Annotated in this window: 16 protein-coding genes; 13 read left to right on the top strand and 3 right to left on the bottom strand. The window is 70.9% G+C overall.

Annotation, left to right across the window (positions count from 1 at the left end):
* Positions 1–17: 17 nt before the first annotated feature.
* Entirely contained in the window at positions 18–782 is a 765-nt protein-coding gene (locus tag ABL843_RS04030; protein WP_418119058.1) for a PhaM family polyhydroxyalkanoate granule multifunctional regulatory protein, read from the bottom strand.
* Positions 783–862: 80 nt separating this feature from the next.
* Complete coding sequence (locus ABL843_RS04025; protein ID WP_418119057.1) at positions 863–2,299, bottom strand: PLP-dependent aminotransferase family protein; 1,437 nt, start codon at positions 2,297–2,299, stop codon at positions 863–865.
* Positions 2,300–2,421: 122 nt separating this feature from the next.
* On the opposite strand from ABL843_RS04025, the gene ABL843_RS04020 reads away from it, so the two are divergent.
* The 9 genes from ABL843_RS04020 to ABL843_RS03980 all read left to right on the top strand — a co-directional run bounded on the left by ABL843_RS04020 (position 2,422) and on the right by ABL843_RS03980 (position 9,865).
* The gene (locus tag ABL843_RS04020) at positions 2,422–3,021 is read left to right on the top strand and encodes a LysE family translocator (protein ID WP_418119056.1); all 600 of its coding nucleotides are present in this window, start codon (positions 2,422–2,424) and stop codon (positions 3,019–3,021) included.
* Positions 3,018–3,983, top strand: a complete 966-nt coding sequence (locus tag ABL843_RS04015; protein WP_418119055.1) for a DMT family transporter — start codon at positions 3,018–3,020, stop codon at positions 3,981–3,983. The genes ABL843_RS04020 and ABL843_RS04015 overlap by 4 nt, the downstream gene beginning before the upstream one ends.
* 62 nt (positions 3,984–4,045) lie before the next feature.
* A complete protein-coding gene (locus tag ABL843_RS04010) occupies positions 4,046–5,248 on the top strand; it encodes a PLP-dependent aminotransferase family protein (RefSeq protein WP_418119054.1) in 1,203 nt (400 codons plus the stop codon).
* A gap of 39 nt (positions 5,249–5,287) precedes the next feature.
* Positions 5,288–5,929 (top strand): LysE family translocator, encoded by a 642-nt coding sequence (locus tag ABL843_RS04005; protein ID WP_369659727.1) that lies wholly within the window; start codon positions 5,288–5,290, stop codon positions 5,927–5,929.
* Between the two features lie 38 nt (positions 5,930–5,967).
* Positions 5,968–6,609, top strand: a complete 642-nt coding sequence (locus tag ABL843_RS04000; protein ID WP_418119053.1) for a glutathione S-transferase family protein — start codon at positions 5,968–5,970, stop codon at positions 6,607–6,609.
* A gap of 5 nt (positions 6,610–6,614) precedes the next feature.
* Entirely contained in the window at positions 6,615–7,538 is a 924-nt protein-coding gene (locus ABL843_RS03995; RefSeq protein ID WP_418119052.1) for a PhzF family phenazine biosynthesis protein, read from the top strand.
* Positions 7,539–7,552: 14 nt separating this feature from the next.
* Positions 7,553–8,245 (top strand): VOC family protein, encoded by a 693-nt coding sequence (locus tag ABL843_RS03990; protein WP_418119051.1) that lies wholly within the window; start codon positions 7,553–7,555, stop codon positions 8,243–8,245.
* 1 nt (position 8,246) lies between these two features.
* A complete protein-coding gene (locus ABL843_RS03985) occupies positions 8,247–8,879 on the top strand; it encodes a LysE family translocator (protein WP_418119050.1) in 633 nt (210 codons plus the stop codon).
* 23 nt (positions 8,880–8,902) lie between these two features.
* Complete coding sequence (locus ABL843_RS03980) at positions 8,903–9,865, top strand: threonine dehydratase (RefSeq protein ID WP_418119049.1); 963 nt, start codon at positions 8,903–8,905, stop codon at positions 9,863–9,865.
* A gap of 7 nt (positions 9,866–9,872) precedes the next feature.
* Here ABL843_RS03980 and ABL843_RS03975 read toward each other — a convergent pair whose 3' ends face one another.
* Positions 9,873–10,721, bottom strand: a complete 849-nt coding sequence (locus ABL843_RS03975) for a creatininase family protein (RefSeq protein WP_418119048.1) — start codon at positions 10,719–10,721, stop codon at positions 9,873–9,875.
* A 452-nt stretch (positions 10,722–11,173) separates the two neighbouring features.
* Between ABL843_RS03975 and pgaA the strand changes: the two genes are divergently transcribed.
* Genes pgaA through pgaD form a run of 4 tightly spaced genes read left to right on the top strand, consistent with a single transcriptional unit; the run spans position 11,174 to position 17,568 of the window.
* Positions 11,174–13,639 carry a poly-beta-1,6 N-acetyl-D-glucosamine export porin PgaA gene (pgaA, locus tag ABL843_RS03970; protein ID WP_418119047.1) on the top strand — a complete coding sequence of 822 codons (2,466 nt, stop codon included), beginning with the start codon at positions 11,174–11,176 and terminating at the stop codon, positions 13,637–13,639.
* Positions 13,639–15,720 (top strand): poly-beta-1,6-N-acetyl-D-glucosamine N-deacetylase PgaB, encoded by a 2,082-nt coding sequence (gene pgaB / locus ABL843_RS03965; RefSeq protein WP_418119046.1) that lies wholly within the window; start codon positions 13,639–13,641, stop codon positions 15,718–15,720. The genes pgaA and pgaB overlap by 1 nt, the downstream gene beginning before the upstream one ends.
* Positions 15,717–16,997, top strand: coding sequence for a poly-beta-1,6-N-acetyl-D-glucosamine synthase (gene pgaC / locus ABL843_RS03960; protein WP_184634419.1), 1,281 nt, complete (start codon positions 15,717–15,719; stop codon positions 16,995–16,997). The genes pgaB and pgaC overlap by 4 nt, the downstream gene beginning before the upstream one ends.
* Entirely contained in the window at positions 16,987–17,568 is a 582-nt protein-coding gene (gene pgaD, locus ABL843_RS03955; protein ID WP_240650581.1) for a poly-beta-1,6-N-acetyl-D-glucosamine biosynthesis protein PgaD, read from the top strand. Before pgaC ends, pgaD begins: the two co-directional genes overlap by 11 nt.
* The last annotated feature ends 13 nt before the right edge of the window (positions 17,569–17,581 follow it).

The raw sequence follows: 17,581 nt of genomic DNA, 5'->3' as shown, positions 1-17,581 counted from the left end.
TGGATGTGTGCAGGACGTCAGCGTCGCGCGGAGGTTCGCTTGCGCGCGGCGGTCGACGCCTTCTTCTTCGCGGCCGGTGCCACAGCCTTCTTTGCTGCAGGGGCGGGCTTGCGGGCCGCCGCCGGCTTGCTGCCGATGACCGAGCCGACCGCATCGGCCAGCGGCTGGGCCATGGCCGGCACCTTCAGCTGGGCCGCATCCTGCAGCGCCGTGCTGGCGATCTGCTGGAACTGCTCGGTCAGCGAGCCCCACCACTGCATCGGGTCGACCACGCCAGCGCCCTGGGCGGCCGCGGCTTTCGCCCTGGAGGCGGCCGGCTTGCGGCTGGCCTTCTTGGGCGGGGGAGCGGCTTCTTCGACTTCCTCCTCGGGCGCCTCCTCGTCCTCGATGTCCTCGGGTTCGGGCTCCGGCGCGGCCTTGGCGGGAGCGGGCGTTACGGCAGCCGCGGCGGCGGTCGCCTGCCGGGTGAAAGCGCTGGCGATGTCTTCCATGCGCACATTCATGCCGCGCAAGGTCGACAGCGTCATCTTCTGCACTTCCAGCGCCTGGATGGTGGCCTTCAGAGCATGGCCGTTCTGCTCCAGCCAGTACTGCACCGTCTTGAGTTCCTGGATGCGCTTGTCGACCTCCTCCACGCTCAGCGTGGGCGCCACCCAGCTCGCCAGGCTCGGGATGCCCGGCACCGAACCGTTGCCCGAGGCCGCGCCGCCGGCGAGGTTTTTCAGGAAATCGAATCCGGGAACGAACTGGCTGAAGTCGAAGGGCTTGCTGGCGTTGCTCATGCGGGAGGTCTCCTGGGGTGCCGGGTATGGGTTTTCTTGTGCTGCCAGCTTACTCCAAGCCTCCGGGCTTTTAGCGTCCGTCAGAGCTCGCTTCTGACCTTGCTGAAGACTTTCCAGAAGGCGGCGTCCTGCGAGGTCGCGAAGTTGATCCGCATCATGGTGCTCGGCGGCCGGCGCGCATGGAAGAGCGACCCCGGCGCCAGCAGGTAGCCCTGGTCGAGCATGCGCTGCGTGAGCGCGTCGGTGTCCACGCCGGTGTCGACCCAGCCGAAGAGCCCCGCGGGCTCCGAGGCGAAGGTGCAGCCGTGCGCCATCGCCAGCTTCACCGCCCTCCCCCGCGCCCCGTCGAGCCGGATGCGCACGCGCTCGGAGTGCCGGCGCAGCTGCCCCTGGTCGATGCACCACGACAAGGCCCGCTCGAAGAGCGTCGGCGAGGTCAGCGTGGCCAGCAGCTTGGTCTCGAGCAGCCGCTCCTTCAGCTCGGGCGGCGCGGCCAGGAAGCCGATGCGCCAGTTGGGCGCCAGGATCTTCGCGAAGCCGCTGACGTAGATGGTGCGCTGCAGCCCGTCGAGCGCGCTCAGCCGCGTGGCGTGCTCTGGCGCGAGGTGGCTGTAGGTGTCGTCCTCGACGATGTGGAAGCCGTGCTCGTTGGCCAGCTTGAGTACGCGGTGCGCGCTGCCCGGCGTGAGGCTGTAGCCGGTGGGGTTGTGCAGCACGCTCACGCTGACGAAGAGCTTGGGGCTGTGCAGCTTGCAATACTGCGCCATCACTTCCAGGTCGGGCCCGTCGGCGCGGCGCGGCACCGGCAGGATGCGCATGCCCAGCGCCTCCAGCCGCGCGAACTCCAGCGCCCAGCCGGGCTCCTCGACCATCACCGGGTCACCCGGGCGCAGCAGGGTGCGGCTCACGATGTCCAGCGCGTGGGTGGCGCCGACGGTGGTCACGATCTGGTCGGGCGAGGCCGGCACGTTGATGCCCACCAGCTTCTGCGAGAGGCTGCGCCGCAGGCTCATGTCGCCGGCGGGCTCGCCGTACTGGAGCGACAGCTCCTGCAGCGCGGCTGTATTGGTCATGCGCCGCACGGCCGTGGGCATGAAGGTGGAGGCCATCCAGTCGGGCGGAAACACGCCCATGCCCGGCTGCGGCTTGTCGCTCGGGCGGTGGAACATGCTGCGGATCAGCGAACTGGCGTCGGCCGGCACGCGCGAGGCCATCATCTGCACTGCGATTGCGGCGGGCACGCCCATCGCGCCGTTGGCGTCGGCCGAGCGGGCGTCCTGCGCCGGGGCCGAGTCGCGAACGTAGAAGCCGCGCTGGCGCCGGGCCTCGACCAGCCCCTGCGCCAGCAGCTGGTCGTAGGCCGCGACCACGGTGTAGGGGCTCACGCCCTGCTGCCGCGCGCATTCGCGCACCGAGGGCAGCCGCGCGCCCGGCGGCAGCAGCCGCGTGCGGATGCGCTCGGCCAGGCGGTCGGCGAGCTGCCCCGTCAGCGACTGTGTGGAGGTGCGTGTGAGCATGCGTCGTCCGGGCTGTGCCGGTTTCCCTGGCTTCTGTGTCGAAGGGGTGACCAATACAGATTGCCTTATTGTTCGATCATCTGTACTGGAACTGTAATGGTCGCAAGTTTAGAGTGTGTGTCATGAACTGGCAAGAATTCACCGCGCTGCTGGTGCTGGCCACGGCGATGAGCTTCTCGCCCGGTCCCAACACCACGCTTTCCACCGCCCTGGCGGCCAATGGCGGCCTGTCGCGCGCCATGCGCTTCGTGGTCGCAGTGCCGGTCGGCTGGACCCTGCTGCTGGCGCTGTGCGCCGCCGGCATCGGCGCGCTGGTGGTGGCAATGCCCTCGCTGCGGCTGGCCATCAAGGCGCTGGGCATCGGCTACCTGCTGTGGCTGGCTTGGAAGCTCAGCGGCAGCGCCACGCTCGGCAAGGCCGATGGCAAGAGCCTCTCGGTGGGCTTCGGCCAGGGCGTGATGCTGCAGCTCGTGAACATCAAGGCCTGGCTGCTGGCGCTCACGCTGGTGGCCGGCTGGATCGCCGGGCAGCCCGACGCGCTGCACCGCTTCGCGATCGTGGCGCCGGTGATGCTGGCCTATGCCTTCGTCAGCAACTTCGCGTATGCGCTGGTCGGCGCCATGCTGCGCGACTGGCTGGCCAAGGGCTCGCGCCTGCTGTGGTTCAACCGTGCAATGGGCCTGGTACTGGTGCTCACCGCCTGGTGGATGGTGGGCGTATGAGGAGCATCAAGGACGAGACGCTCGGCATGTGGCTGGGCGTGCTGGGCGTTGCGATGTTCGCCGTCACGCTGCCGATGACGCGCCTGGCCACCGGCCCGCAGGAGGCGCCGCAGCTCTCGCCGTGGTTCGTCACCCTCGGGCGCGCGGCGCTGGCGGGCGTGCTGTCGGCCGTCTTCCTGCTGGTGACGCGCTCGCCGCGCCCGGCCCCGCACCAGTGGAAGCCGCTGGGCATGGCGGTGCTGGGCAACGCCATCGGGTTCCCGCTGCTGCTGGCTTATGCGCTGCGCGTGGTCACGGCCAGCCATGCGGCGGTGGTGACGGCGCTGCTGCCGCTGGTCACGGCCGCCGTCGCGGCCTGGGTGCTGCATCAGCGCGCTCGGCTGGGCTTCTGGCTCTGCGCTATCGCGGGCAGCCTGCTGGTGGTGGTGTTCTCGGTGCTGCGCGCCAGCCAGGGCGGACACGGCTTCGGCTTCGAATGGGCCGACCTGCTGCTGGTGGGCGCGGTCATCGCGGCCTCGCTGGGCTACATCTACGGCGCGCAGGTCACGCCCTCGCTGGGCGCCGAGCGCGTGATCTGCTGGGTGTGCGTGATGGCGCTGCCCGTCACCCTGCCGGCCACGCTGATGCTGTGGCCCACGCAGCCGGTCGCCACCGCCTCCTGGCTGGGCTTCGTCTACGTCGGCACTTTCTCGATGTGGATCGGCTTCTTCGCCTGGTACCGCGGCCTGGCCCTTGGCGGCGCGCTGCGCGTGAGCCAGACGCAGCTGCTGCAGCCTTTCCTTTCGATCCTCGCGTCGATCCCGATCCTGGGCGAGCCGCTGGACGTGGTCACGCTGGCCTTCGCGGTCGCCGTGGTTGCCACGGTGGTCATCGGCAAGCGGCTGTCGCAGCCGGCGGCGCCTGCCCTGGCGCCCACACGCGGCCCGGACGACAAGCGGGCCCATGTCGTGTACCGTGACTGATCCGCGCCGTTGCGCCCTCCCGAACATCCGAATCTCACCTCACCGCCTGAAAGAAGAAAGCCATGAACTGGAAACTCGCCGCCCGCGCCGCCAAGATGAATCCCTCGGTGCTGCGTGAAATCCTCAAGGTCACCGAGCGCCCCGGCATCATCAGCCTGGCCGGCGGCCTGCCCTCGCCCAAGACCTTCCCGATCCAGGCCTTCGCCGACGCCTGCGCCGAGGTGCTGCACAACGACGGCCAGGCCGCGCTGCAGTACGCCGCGAGCGAAGGCTACGCGCCGCTGCGCCAGGCGGTGGCCGACATGCTGCCGTGGGACGTCGATGCCTCGCAGGTGCTCATCACCACCGGCTCGCAGCAGGGCCTCGACCTTGTGGCCAAGGTGCTGATCGATCCGGGCAGCAAGGTGCTGGTGGAAACGCCCACCTACCTCGGCGCGCTGCAGGCCTTCGGCCCGATGGAGCCGCACCCCGTGGGCGTGGCCAGCGACGACGACGGCGTGATCGTCGACGACCTCGTGGCCAAGGCCAAGGACGCGCGCTTCATCTACCTGCTGCCCAACTTCCAGAACCCCACCGGCCGCACCATGACCGAGGAGCGCCGCGCCGCCGTGTCGGCAGCCGCTGCCGCCGCCGGCCTGCCCATCGTGGAGGACAACCCCTACGGCGAACTCTGGTTCGACGAAGCCCCGCCGCTGCCGCTGGCCGCGCGCAACCCCGAGGGCGTGATCTACCTGGGCTCGTTCTCGAAGGTGCTGGCCCCAGGCCTGCGCCTGGGCTTCCTGGTGGCGCCCAAGTCCATCTACCCGAAGCTGCTGCAGGCCAAGCAGGCCGTCGACCTGCACACACCCATCTTCACGCAGCGCATGGTCTCGGCGGTGATGAAGGACAGGTTCCTCGACACCCACGTGCCCACCATCCGCGCCCTCTACAAGCGCCAGCGCGACGCGATGATGGCCGCGCTCACGCGCGAGATGGCCGGCATGGACGTGAAGTTCAACGCGCCCAAGGGCGGCATGTTCCTGTGGGCGCGCCTGCCCGAGGGCGTGGACACCGTGAAGCTGCTGCCCAAGGCGGTGGAGCGCAACGTGGCCTTCGTGCCCGGCGCGCCCTTCTACGCCGGCGAAGGCGATCCGCGCACGCTGCGCCTGTCGTTCGTGACGGCCAGCGTGGAGGAGATCGACACCGCCATCGCCGCGCTCGCGCAGACGCTGCGCGAGGAACTGGTGCTGCTGGGCGACAGGAAGCTGGCCGCCACGCCGGCCTGAGGCCGGCCGCGCCAGCACCCGAGCCCGAAGGAGCCCGCGTTGATCGGCCTCGCGACACTTTCGCTCTTCATGCTCGCGGTGCTGGCGCTGTTCCTGTCGCCGGGCCCGAACATGGCCTTCGTGCTTTCGCACGGCGTGGCCCACGGCCCGCGCGGCGGCTTCGCCGCGGCGCTGGGCATCTCGGCGGCCGACCTGGTGCACACGCTCTCGGCGGCCACCGGCGTCACCGCGCTGGTGGCGGCATGGCCGCCTTCGTTCGACCTGCTGCGCTACGCGGGCGCGCTCTACCTGGTGTGGCTCGCGGTGCAGGCGCTGCGCAGCGGCGGCATCGGGCTTCGCATGGGCGCCCGGGCCAGGCCCGCCAGCTTCGGCCGCATCGTGCGCATGGCGCTGCTGAACAACCTCGTCAATCCGAAGGCGCTGCTGTTCTTCATGGTGTTCCTGCCGCAGTTCGTCGACCCGGCGCGCGGCAGCGTGACGCTGCAGCTGCTGCAGCTCGGCGTGCTGCTGTCGGCGGCGGCGCTGGCCTTCAACACGCTGCTGGGCGCGTGCAGCGGCCAGATCGGACGCTGGCTGCAAAAGCGCCCCGGCGCGGCGCGCATCCAGAACAGCCTGCTGGCGGCCGTGATGCTGGGGCTGGCGGTGCGGCTGCTTTTTCTCGATCGTCCTTCGCCGCGCTGACCGGCGGGCAAAGCAACGACAACCAGGAAAGAAAAGACATGCTCAACATCTGGGGCCGCATCAGCTCGATCAATGTCCGCAAGGTGGTGTGGTGCGCGCAGGAGCTCGGGCTCGACTTCCAGCGCACCGAGGCCGGCGGCAGGTTCGGCGTGGTGCAGACGCCCGAGTACCTCGCGCTCAATCCGAACGCGATGGTGCCCACCATCGACGACGGCGAGGGCGCCGAGCGCGTGACGCTGTGGGAATCGAACGTGATCGTGCGCTACCTCTGCGCGAAGCACTCGCACGGCAACCTCTATCCGGCCGAGTTGCCCGCGCGCTTCGACGCCGAGCGCTGGATGGACTGGCAGCAGACCACGCTCAACCGCGCGAGCCGCGACGCCTTCGTCCAGTGGGTGCGCACGCCGCCCTCGGAGCGCCAGCCGGCGCTCATCGAGGCCTCGGTGAGCGCGAGCGAAGCGCTCTTCGCGATGCTCGACGCGCACCTCGCGCGCCAGCCCTACATGGCCGGCCAGCGCTTCACCATGGCCGACATCCCGGTGGGCTGCGAAGCGCACCGCTGGTTCGGCCTGCCCGGCGCCGAATACCGCCGGCCGAGCTGGCCGAACGTGGAGCGCTGGTACTCCGAACTGCTCTCCCGCCCGGGCACGCGTGGCGTGCTCGATTTATCCCTCGAATGAACCCGATGAAATCCCGCCCCTTCAAGCAAGTCGACGTCTTCACCGCCACCGCCTACTACGGCAACCCGCTCGCGGTGGTGATCGACGGCCAGGACCTCGACGACACCGCCATGCAGCGCTTCGCGCAGTGGACGAACCTGTCCGAAACCACCTTCCTGCTGCCGCCCACCGACCCGGCGGCCGATTACCGCGTGCGCATCTTCACCCCCGGCGGCGAGCTGCCCTTCGCCGGCCACCCGACCATCGGCAGCTGCCATGCGTGGCTGCAGGCCGGCGGCAAGCCCAAGGCTGCGGGCATGGTGGTGCAACAGTGCGGCGCGGGCCTGGTGCCGCTGCGCCGCGACGGCAGCCGCCTGGCCTTCGCCGCCCCGCCGCTCAGGCGCAGCGCGCCCAGCCCCGCGCTGCTGGCCAAGGTGGCGGGCGCGCTGGGCCTGAAGGCGCAGCAGGTGGTCGCGGCGCAGGTGCTGGACAACGGCCCCGTCTGGTTCGGCCTGCTGGTCAACGACGCCGACGCGGTGCTGGCGCTGCAGCCCGACCACCGCGCGCTGAAGGAGCTGGGCGTGAAGGCCGGCGTGGCGGGCGTGCCCGCGGCGCACGACACCTCGCTGCTCATCGGCCGCTCCAACCGCGAGGCGCGTGCCTTCGGCAACCGGCCCGCGGTTCCCAACGCGAACGGCGCGAAGATCGACCTCGAGGTGCGCGCCTTCGCCGAGCCCATCGGCGTGCAGGAAGACCCCGTCACCGGCAGCCTCAACGCGAGCCTGGCCGAATGGCTGATCGCCGACGGCCACATGCCCGAGCGCTACCTTGCCGCCCAAGGCCAGTGCCTGGGGCGCGCGGGCCGCGTCCACATCGAGCGCGACGCCGAAGGCCGGATCTGGGTCGGCGGCGACGCCGTGACCTGCGTGGACGGCAGCGTCTCGCTCTGAACGGGCCGCCCGCCATGCACGCGCAACTCGACCACCTGGTGATCGCCGCAGCCTCGCTCGCCGAGGGCGTGGCGTGGTGCGAGGCCACGCTCGGCGTCACGCCGGCGCCCGGCGGCTCGCATCCGCTGATGGGCACGCACAACCGGCTGCTGAACGTCTCGGGCGATGCCTTTCCGGCGGCGTATGCGGAGATCATCGCGATCGAGCCCGGCAAGCATCCCTCGCGGCCCAGGACGCGCCGCTGGTTCGACATGGACGATGCCACGCTGCAGGCGAGCATCGCGCGGCATGGCCCGCGGCTGATCCACTTCGTCGCGCGCGTGCCCGACGCGCATGCGGCGACACGCGCGCTGGCGCGCGAGGAGCACGCGCACATCGACCGCGGCCAGCTTCTCGAAGCCTCGCGCGATACGCCCGCCGGCCGGCTCGAATGGCAGATCACCGTGCGCGACGACGGCCAGCGGCTGTTCTACGGCGCGCTGCCCACGCTGATCCAGTGGGGCGCCGTGCATCCCACCGACGCCATGCCGGCGTCGGGCCTCGTGCTGCGCTCGCTGCGCGCCACGCATCCGCGCGCCCCCGCGCTGGCCGCGGCGCTCGCGGCCATCGGCATGACGGGCATCGACATCGATGCCGGCGCGCCCAACCTGGTTGCCGTGCTCGACACGCCGCGCGGCAGCGTCACCCTCGAATCACAAGGACTCTGACATGCTGAGCCTCGCCGAGATCGCCCTCTTCGCCTTCGCCTCGCTGCTGCTGGCGCTCACGCCGGGGCCGAACATGATCTATTGCGTCTCGCGCACGCTGGTGCAGGGCCGGCGCGCGGGGCTCATCTCGCTGGGCGGCGTGCTGCTGGCCTTCCTGGTGCACCTGTTCGCGGCGGCGCTCGGGCTCACCGCGCTGCTGCTGGCGGTGCCGCTGGCCTTCGATGCGATCCGCATCGCGGGCGCGGCCTACCTGCTGTGGCTCGCATGGCAGGCGGTGAAGCCGGGCGGCAGCGCGCCCTTCGAGGCACGCGCGCTGCCGGCCGATCCGCCGGGCAAGCTGTTTCGCATGGGCTTTCTCACGAACCTGCTGAACCCGAAGGTGGCGATGTTCTATCTCTCGTTCTTCCCGCAGTTCATCCACCCCGAGCGCGGCTCGGTGCTGCTGCAGAGCATGCAGCTGGGCATCGCGCAGATGACGGCCAGCGCAGCGGTCAACACCGTGATGATCGTCGGCGCCGCCGGCATCACCGCCGTGCTGTCGCAGAGCGCCGGCTGGCTGCGCGCGCAGCGCTACGTGATGGGCAGCGTGCTCGCCGCCCTGGCCGTGCGGGTGGCGCTGACCGAGCGCAAGTAGAAAGACAAGAAGAGAGATACCCCATGAGATTCACCCGCGAAGAGATCGAATCGGCGCAGCGCACCGTGCGCGCAGCCATGCCACCCACGCCGCAGTACGCCTGGCCGCTCCTGTCCCAACGCCTGGGCGCAACCGTGTGGGCGAAGCACGAGAACCACACGCCGGCGGGCGCCTTCAAGATCCGCGGCGGGCTGACCTACTTCGAGACCCTGGCGCGCGAGCACCCGGGCGTGCGCCACGCCATCAGCGCCACGCGCGGTAACCACGGCCAGTCGGTCGGCTTCGCGGCGCGGCGCCACGGGCTGGGCGCGACCATCGTCGTGCCGCACGGCAACTCGACCGAGAAGAATGCCGCGATGCGTGCGCTCGGCGTCACGCTGATCGAGCACGGCGACGACTTCCAGGCAGCCTCCGAGCATGCGGCCGCGCTGGCCGAGCGCGACGGCCTGCACCGCGTGCCCTCGTTCCACCGCGAGCTGGTGCGCGGCGTCTCGACGGCGTATGTCGAATTCTTCGAGGCGCTCTCGGCAGAGCCGCCCGACGTGCTGTTCGTGCCCATCGGCCTGGGCTCGGGCTTCGCGGCCGCTGCGGCGGCGCGTGCGCATTGCGGCGTGTCGACGAAGCTCATCGGCGTGGTGTCGGCGCATGCGACGGCCTACCGCGATTCCTTCCGCGCGGGCAAACCGGTCGAGTCGCCCGTGACCACGCGGCTGGCCGACGGCATGGCCTGCCGCACGCCGGTGCCCGAATCGGTGGAGGTGATGCTGCGCGAGGCCGACGACGTGGTGACGGTCACCGACGACGAGATCGCGCAGGCGATGCGCATCCTCTTCAGCGACACGCACAACGTGGCCGAAGGCGCCGGCGCGGCCGCGCTGGCCGCGGCGCTCCAGCAGCAGGAGCGCTGGCGCGGGACGACGGTGGGGGTGTGCGTGAGCGGCGGCAATGTCGACTCCGGCATGTTCGCCGGGGTACTGGCCGCCTGATCGTCAATCAGGGAAGAGGGCCGGTGTTGGCCGTTTCCAGCGGCAGCCGCGACACCTCTTCCAGCAGCAGCGCGAGCTGACGAGCTGCCTCGTCGACCACCGCCTGCCCGTGCGCTGCCGTGGCGGCTGCCGCGTTGCCGGCGGCGCCGTGCGGGTTGTAGTCCTCGATGGCCCAGCCGAGCTTGGCGCTCCTGCCGTTGCCCAGGATCGCGTAGTCGGCGGCGCGCTGGCGCGAGGTGGAATCGAAATCCCGCGCCTCGCCCATGCGCACCAGCTGCGGTGAGAGCGCCAGCATCATCGAAGTTTCGATCTCGCCCGCGTGCACGCCGAAGCGGTGCTCCTGCGCGCTGAACTGCGCGCCCGCGTCGCCCAGCGGCAGGTTGAACCAGCTCACGCTGTAGACGATGAGCCCGTGCTCGGCGCGCAGCTCGCGCGCCACGATGTCCATCGCGCCCACGTGGCCGCCGTGCGCGTTGAAGAGCACCAGCTTCTTCACCCCGGCACGCGCCACGCACGCGCCGATTTCCTTCCACATGCGGATCAGCGTTTCGGCCGACAGCGTGAGCGTGCCCGCGAAGCGCGCGTGCTCCGGGCTCAGGCCGATCTGCTGGGTCGGCAGGAAGAGCACCGGCAGCGCGGCCGGCAGCAGCGGCAGCGAGGCGGCGACGATGCCGTCGGCCAGCACGGTGTCCACGCCCAGCGGCAGGTGCGGTCCGTGCTGCTCGGTCGCGCCCAGCGGCAGCACCGCGACGGTGGCCGCCGCGCCGAGCGCGGCGAAGTCGCGCGTGGTGAGCTGCGACCAGAAGCGAGGGAGCGGCGGCAGCGGAGTCGCCGGGGAGGCCTGAGGTGCGTTCATCACGCGATCTTAGGCCGGGGCGGAGCCTGGCGCCCGTCGGTCGCTTGGGAGTCCGTCCGACAAAAGCGATAGCCGCGAACGTCCAAAACGCGAATCTGTTCACACATATAACCAATTCCTCGGTCTTTTGTTTGCGCCTGTTAACAATGATGTCTAAAGTGATTCCAGATCTGAATTCCTGATCGGGGCTGCCGGCCTGTCACATCGGCAACCCCGGTCCTTGCGGCGCCGTCATGGGTGCCGGGGTTTCTTTTCCGGATTTCCAAGGGAGCAAGGTGTTCATCCAGAAAAAAACTGGAGGCACGGCCATGGTCATGCGCAGCCCCGCGCCGACCTGTTCGTTGCTTCGTCGATTCGCGCAGACCGCGCAGAGATTTCCCCCTTTGCCTCTGGCGTGCACGCTGACCTTCGCTGCACCGGTGGCGCTTGCACAGCCGCATCCGGCACCTGCCTTGCCGGTCGCAGCCGGCCAGAGCGCGTCGCCCTACGACGCGCGCCAGCACGACGCGCTGATCGTCGCGCGCCGCGAAGGCCGCGTCACCGGCGCCGAGGCGATGCGCCGGCTGAAGGCATGGCTCGCCTCGCCGATCGACGACGGCGAGGCCCGCCGGCGCGTGGCCTCCGACGCCATCGCGATCGCATCCGCCGATGGCCAGTACGCCGAGGCGGTGGCGCTGGGCCGACAGTTCGCGCCCTCGACGCTGGACACCTATGCCCTGGGCCCGCTCGCGGTGGCCGCGCGGCGCGCCCATGACTCCGACCTGCGGGGCGAAGTCATCGGCGTCTGGCGCGCGCGGCAGCCCGCTGCACGCGAACCGCGCGTCCACGAAGCCTGGTGGCGCCTCGAAAGTGGCGACCTTGCCGCCGCACAGGCCCTGTACAGCGAACTGTCGCAGCCGGCCCCGACGCGGATCGAGGACCGCGTCGCGCTGCTCGAACTGCGCGGCGCCCTCGCGCGCGCCCGTAAAGACACGCTGCAGGCGCTCGGCGCCTACACCGAGGCCGGCGCGCTGCGGCCCGGGCGCGTGGACCTGCGCCGCGAGGCCGACTTCCTGCTCGCGGCCAGCGGCGCCGCGTCGAGCGCCCTCGAGAGCGCGGAGGCCGCGCAGCGCGCCGATCCCGGCAGCTTCTCGCCGCTGGCGCTCTCCACCCTGCAGCAGGAGGCGCTGGCGCAGCGGCTGCGCTGGGCGATACGCGCACGCGACCAGCGCCTTGGCATGGAGCGCGTCGCCGCGCTCGATCGCGTGCTGGCCGACCAGGAAGCCGCGCTCGCCCGCGTCGACGCCGCCGCCCCGCAGGCCGAGCCCGTGGACGCCGACGCATGGCGCACCGTGCGGGCGAGGCTGCAGTCCGACCGCCTCTTGGCGCTGGTCGAACGCGGCCGCCCGGCCGAGGCCATCGCGCTCTACGACACGCTGCGCGGCACCGACACGAACATCCCCGCCTATGGGCTGGCAGCCGTGGGCCGCGCGCTCGCGCAGGAGCGCCGCTCCATCGAGGCCGTGCCAGTCTACGAAGCGGCCCTCGCCTGGCGCGGCGCCGACATGCCGATGCCCGACGAGACCTGGTTCGGGCTGGTCTACGCCTACCTGGACGTGGGTCGCTTCGCGGACGCCGATGCGCTGCTGCAGCGCATCGAGGCCGCCACGCCCGCGCATCTGCGGCTCGCGCCCGAGGCCGGCCGCCCGAACGGCGAGTACAGCGATGTCAGCGGGCTGCGCGGCCTGGTGCAGCTTTACTCCGACCGCCCGGCGCTCGCGCAGCAGAGCTTCTCGGTGCTGACGCGGGAAGCGCCGCTCAACGCCGGCTATGTGCACGGCGCGGCCCTCACCGAGCGGCTGCGCGAGCACCCCGAGGCTTCGCTGGCGCGCTACGAGGCGCTGGCCGCCGATTCGCCCTACGACAGCGGCGCGCGCATCGGCCACGTCGAGGCGCTGCTCGATGCGTCCGAGTTCGCGCAGGCCCGCCGGCGCGCCGAATCGCTTTACGCCGACATGCCCGACTCGGTGCCGGTACGCGAGATGGAACGCAAGCGGCGCGCCCTGGTCGGCCGCAGGCTCGACGTGGACGCCGAAGCCTCCTCCGGCGGCGCAGCCATCGCCAACCATGAATGGCGCATCGACAGCCGCCTCAGCTCGGGCCTGATCGACGATCGCTGGCGCGTGTTCTACGAGCAGACGCTGGGACGCGGCAGCACCGACATCGGCAACGCGAACTGGGCGCGCGGCGGCATCGGCATCGGCTGGGAGCAGGGCCGCTGGCTGGCCGAGGGCATCGTGCAGCACGCGAACACCGGCCCCTACCGCAACAGCGTGGCCGGCCGGCTCGACTACCGAGCGGGCGATGCGTGGCGGCTGTCGGCCACCTACGACGGCGACAGCCGGGAGCTGCCGTGGAAGGCACGCGCGGCCGGTATCGGCGCGCACGAGTTCGGCGCGAGCGTGGGCTACGTGGTCGACGAATCGCGCCGCTTCGACCTGAAGTGGCAGCGGCTGGACTTCAGCGACGGCAACCGGCGCGACGGCGTCGACATCGGCTGGCGCGAGCGCTGGATCAGCACGCCGGCCTTCCAGCTCGAGACCCGGCTCGGCGCCGACGCGAGCCGCGGCCGTGCCATCGACGCACCCTACTTCAACCCGTCGAGCGACTCCAGCGTGCAGTTCAGCGTGCGCGCGCAGTGGCTCAACTGGAAGCGCGACGACCGGCAGTTCTTCCAGGTCGTCGAGCTCGGCGGAGGCAGCTACCGGCAGGCCGGCTTCGGCAGCGGCCCGACCTGGAGCCTGCGCTACGAGCATCGCTGGAACCTCGGGCCGAAGCTCACGCTGCGCTACGGGCTGCTGGTCGGCGGCCATCCCTACGACGGCGTGCGCGAGCGACAGCGCGGCGTCTTCCTGAACCTCTCGACTCCCCTGCCGTGATGAGAAGAACGACGACGAAGCCCCCTCCCCTCGCCTTCCTGCGCGCGGCGCTGCCCTGGCTGCTGGCGCTGCTGGCGGCCTGCTCGCTGCCGGCCCTCGCGCAGCCGCTGCCGCCTGCCGACCCCGACGACGGCCTGAGCTTCCGGGTGATCTCCTTCCACGACGTGCGCGCCAACGTGCGCGAGAGCTTCGAGGCATCGCCCGACGAGACCGCGGTGGACGAGCGCACCTTCGCCGGCACCCTCGCCTGGCTGCAGTACAACGGCTACCACCCGGTGAGCCTGCAGCAGATCGTCGACGCGCGCGCGGGCGGCAAGCCGCTGCCGCCCAAGCCGGTGCTGCTGACCTTCGACGACGGCTACCGCAGCGCCTACACCAAGGTGTTTCCGCTGCTCAGGCGCTACAACTATCCGGCGGTGATGGCGCTGGTCACGAGCTGGCTCGAAGTGCCCGAAGGACAGCAGGTGCACTGGGGCGACAGGCCCGCGCCGCGCGAGAACTTCCTGCTGTGGAGCGAAGCCGCCGAGATGGCGCGCTCGGGCCTGGTCGAGTTCGCGAGCCACAGCGACGCGATGCACACCGGCATCCTCGCCAACCCGCAGGGCAACCTGCTGCCGGCCGCGGCCACGCACCGCTACGACCCGAAGACCGGCCGCTACGAGGACGACGCGGCCTACGTGCGGCGCATCGAGACCGACCTGCGCCGCAGCCGCGAGATCATCGAGCAGCGCACCGGCGCCAAGGTGCGGTCGATGGTGTGGCCCTACGGTGCCTACAACAGCGCGGCCATCGAGGCATCGAAGCGCGCGGGCATGCCCATCACCTTCACGCTCGACGACGGCCCCAACGCGCCCGCCGTGCCGCTGGCGCGCATTCGCCGCGCACTGGCCGCCTACGACAACGAGGCACCGGCTTTCGACCGCATGCTGCGCAGCCCCGTGGGCGGCGAGGTGCGGCCGGTCAACCGCGTGATGCACGTGGACCTCGACTACGTGTACGACCCCGATCCCGCCCAGCAGGAGCGCAACCTCTCGATGCTGATCGACCGCGTGGCCGCCGTGCGTCCGCGCGCGGTGTTCCTGCAGGCGTACGCCGACCCCGACGGCGACGGCGTGGCCGACGCGCTGTACTTTCCCAACCGCCACCTGCCGGTGCGCGCCGACCTGTTCGGGCGCGCGGCCTGGCAGCTGCGCAGCCGCGCCGGCGTGAAGGTCTACGCCTGGATGCCGGTCATGGCCTTCAGGCTGCCTGCGTCGAACCCGCTCGCCACGCACACGGTGACGGCGCAGGACGGCGCAACGCACGCCGACCGCTACCACCGCCTCACGCCCTTCGACCCCGCGGTGCGCGCGCTGGTCGGCGACATCTACGAGGACCTGGGCCGCCACGCCTTCTTCGAGGGGCTGCTGTTCCACGACGACGCGATGCTCTCCGACGACGAGGACGCGAGCCCCGCCGCGCTGGCCACGTATGCCGGATGGGGCCTGCCTGCCGACGTGGCCGCGATCCGCGCGAGCCCGGAACTGATGGCGCGCTGGACCGCGGCCAGGACGCGCTACCTGATCGATTTCACGCAGGAGCTCGCCGCGCGCACCGGCGCCTGGCGGCCGATGCTGGAGACCGCGCGCAACCTCTACGCCCGGCCGGTGCTCGAGCCCCAGGCCGAGCAGTGGTTCGCGCAGAACTACGAGGCCTCGCTAGCCGCCTACGACTACGTCGCGCTCATGGCCATGCCGCGCATGGAGCGAGAGGCCGATGCGCAGGGTTGGCTCGCGCGCCTGGCCAAACGCGCCGCCGACACGCCTCGCGGGCTCGACGGCACGGTCTTCGAACTGCAGGCGCGCGACTGGCGCACCGGCAAGCCCGTGCCCGATGCCGAACTCTCGCGCCAGTGGACGCTGCTGCAGCGCGCCGGCGTGCGCCACCTGGGCTACTACCCCGACGACTTCCTCAACGACCAGCCGGGGCTGGACACCGTGCGCCGCGCGATCTCGGTGCGCACCCTGCTGCCGCGCGCGCTGCGCACGCCGGCCGAGACCGAAACCCCGCCGCGTCCGGCGCAAGGAGAGCGTTCGCCATGAGCCCCGCCATGCAGTTCCTCGCGCAGACGCTGCCCTCGCTGCTGTTCGGCTTCGTCTTCTACTACCCGTTCTTCATGGCCTATGTCTGGATGGCCGGCGGCCTCTCGCATGCGTGGGTGTTCGAGCGCAGGCAGGACGTGGACGTCAACCCGCTCGACCTGCTTCCCTCGCGCCCGCTGGTCACGGTGGTGGTGCCCTGCTTCAACGAGGCGCCGCACCTGCGCGAGGTGATCGAGCAGCTGATGCGCACGCGCTACCCGTACTGCGAAGTCATCGCGGTGAACGACGGCAGCACCGACGGCACCGGCGAACTGCTCGACGAGATGACCAAGGAATACGGCCGCCTGCGCGTGATCCACAACGCCAGCAACCAGGGCAAGGCCGTGGGCCTGAACACCGCCTGCCAGCTCGCGCGCGGCGAGTACATCCTGGGCATCGACGGCGACGCGCTGATCGACGAGGACGCCATTGCGTGGATGCTGCTGCCGATGCTGGCCTCCGAGCGCATCGGCGCGGTCACCGGCAACCCGCGCATCCGCACCCGCACCACGCTGCTGGGGCGCATGCAGGTGGGCGAGTTCTCCTCGATCATCGGCCTCATCAAGCGCTCGCAGCAGCTGGTGGGAACGCTCTTCACGGTGTCGGGCGTGATCGCCATGTTCCGCCGTCGCGCGGTGATCGACGTGGGCTTCTGGAGCCCCGACGTGCTCACCGAGGACATCGACATGAGCTGGAAGCTGCAGATCGCCGGCTGGCAGCTGCGCTTCGAGCCGCGCGCGCTGTGCTGGATCCTGATGCCCGAGACCTTGCGTGGTCTCTGGAAGCAGCGCCTGCGCTGGGCCATGGGCGGCATCCAGACCATGCTGCGCTGCAGCTCGCACATCCTGCGGCCGCGCCACTGGCGCATGTGGCCCGTCTACATCGAGTACATGACGAGCATCTTCTGGGCCTACGCCATGGCCCTGGTGCTCGTCGTCAGCCTGGTGCGGCCCTTCCTGCCGTCCGACTCCTCCTGGCACTCGGCGCTGCTGCCGCACTGGCAGGGCACGCTGCTGGCGATGACCTGCATCCTGCAGATGCTGCTGAGCCTGTGGATCGACCGCCGTTACGACCGCGACCTGATGCGCTACTTCGCAGGAACGATCTGGTACCCGATCGCCTTCTGGACCATCACGATGGCCACCACCGTGATCGCCTTTCCCAAAGCCCTGATACGCCGCCGGGGCAAACGCGCGGTGTGGACAAGCCCCGACCGAGGAGTTTCCGATGTCCCATGAGTCCGTGTTCCCCTCCAGCTATCCGCCAGACATGCACACCGACGCGGCGCCGCCCAGCCGCCGCCGCTCCTGGGGGCAGCCTGCGGTGGAGGAGCCCATCATCGACGCCGCACGCATCCCGCTGCGCGCCTTCGGCAGCGGCCGCTCCCCGCAGCGCGCGCTGGCCATGTACCTGTGGCTGCGCCTGCTGCGCCCCGCCGTCACCATCGCGATCTGGTTCTGCGCGCTCTGGTACGCATGGCCCTACGTGCTGGGCGCGCGCTCGCAGCCCGAGGTGATGCACCTGCTGAGCCTGTACGGCCTGGTGATCTGCGGCATCCTGCTGTCGATGCTGGTGATCGCGCCGTGGCGCCGCCGGCAGCATCGCCGCGAGCCGGCTCCGGTGAAGGAGAAATCCTCCCTCTCCGCCCTGGCCACCTACATCGAGGTGCCCCCCGCGCGCCTGTCGACCTGGCAGCGCACGCGCCAGTTGCTGGTGCACCACGACAACAACGGCCATCTGCGCGAAGCCATCGATACCACGCCGGCCGCCCTCGAACCCGAGCCACGTCCAGCAAGGAAGAAGCGCTGAGCGCGTGCAGGGG

This window comes from Variovorax sp. 350MFTsu5.1 (genome assembly GCF_048302515.1).
In the GTDB taxonomy this organism is placed as follows: Bacteria; Pseudomonadota; Gammaproteobacteria; order Burkholderiales; family Burkholderiaceae_C; genus Variovorax; species Variovorax guangxiensis.
This window is presented reverse-complemented; position numbering and strand designations above follow the sequence as displayed.